Source organism: Spirillospora sp. NPDC127506, assembly GCF_040302145.1.
Classification (GTDB): Bacteria; Actinomycetota; Actinomycetes; order Streptosporangiales; family Streptosporangiaceae; genus Spirillospora.
Genome location: NZ_JBEORG010000110.1, coordinates 1 through 1116, shown reverse-complemented (window position 1 = coordinate 1116; position 1116 = coordinate 1). Strand labels below are relative to the sequence as shown.

The window sequence follows — 1116 nt, the reverse complement described above, 5'->3', positions numbered from 1 at the left end:
GCTAGGGCCTGTTCGTAGTCTGGATCAGTTGCCGCTGGTCGCAATCGAGTGATTCACCCACGCCGGATCGGGGGCGGGCGGTATCACCGGTACATGACGCGCGGTGATGTGACCGATACGGAATGGGAACTGATCGAGCCCCACCTGCCGTTGGGGGTGTCCGGGCCGATCGGTGACCTGCGCAATCAGTTCAACGCGGTGATGTGGAGGTTCCGGACCGGCAGCCCGTGGCGGGACGTGCCCACCACCTACGGCAACTGGTCGACGATCTACGACCGGTTTCGGGCCTGGGCAGGCCAGGGAGTGTTCGAGAACCTGATGAACGCGATGATCAGCGAGGCGGCGGTCCGGGGCGATGTCGACCTGGACCTGGTCAGCGTGGACTCCAGCGTCTGCCGGGCGCATCACCACGCCGCCGGGATGGTGGTCGCGCCCGAGCGGCTGGAGGAGTTGGAGCGGGCCGCGGCCGAGGAAAAGGGGCTTCGCCAAAAGGGCAAACCGGGCCCGTAGACCAGTGGCCCCGCGACGAGCCCGACCCCGGACGGGAGCGGCGGCGCCGGATACGCCGTCGCCGCAAGGCCCGGCTGAAGGCCGCTGATCTGGGCCGGTCCCGGGGCGGGCTGACCAGCAAGATGCACCTGTCGGCCGACCGGCGCTGTCGCCCGCTGTCGATCGTGCTCACCCCCGGGCAGGCAGCCGACAGCCCCCGCTTCATCCCCGTCATGGACAAGATCCGGGTGCGTGGACCGGTCGGCCGCCCCCGTACCCGGCCGGGCGCGGCCGCCGGCGACAAGGCCTACTCCTCGCGGGCCAACCGCGCCTACCTGCGCAGACGCCATATCAAAGCGGTCATCCCGGAGAAGGCCGACCAGGCCGCCAACCGCAAGAAGAAGGGACCACGCGGCGGCCGCCCGGTCAGTCACGACCCCGAGCTCTACAAAGACCGCAACACCGTCGAACGCTGCATCAACAAGTTCAAGGAATGGCGAGGATTGGCCACCCGCTACGACAAGACACCCGACAGCTACCAGGCCGGACTCCACCTACGCGGATCCATCATCTGGCTGCGCAGCCTCCCAGCCCTCCCATGATCTGAACTCCGAACAGGCCCTAGTC

General features: G+C 68.3%; 1 pseudogene. It reads left to right on the top strand.

Annotation, left to right across the window (positions count from 1 at the left end):
* The first annotated feature begins 93 nt into the window (after positions 1-93).
* Positions 94-1091, top strand: a pseudogene (locus tag ABTW95_RS35695) (IS5 family transposase).
* Positions 1092-1116: the final 25 nt, after the last annotated feature.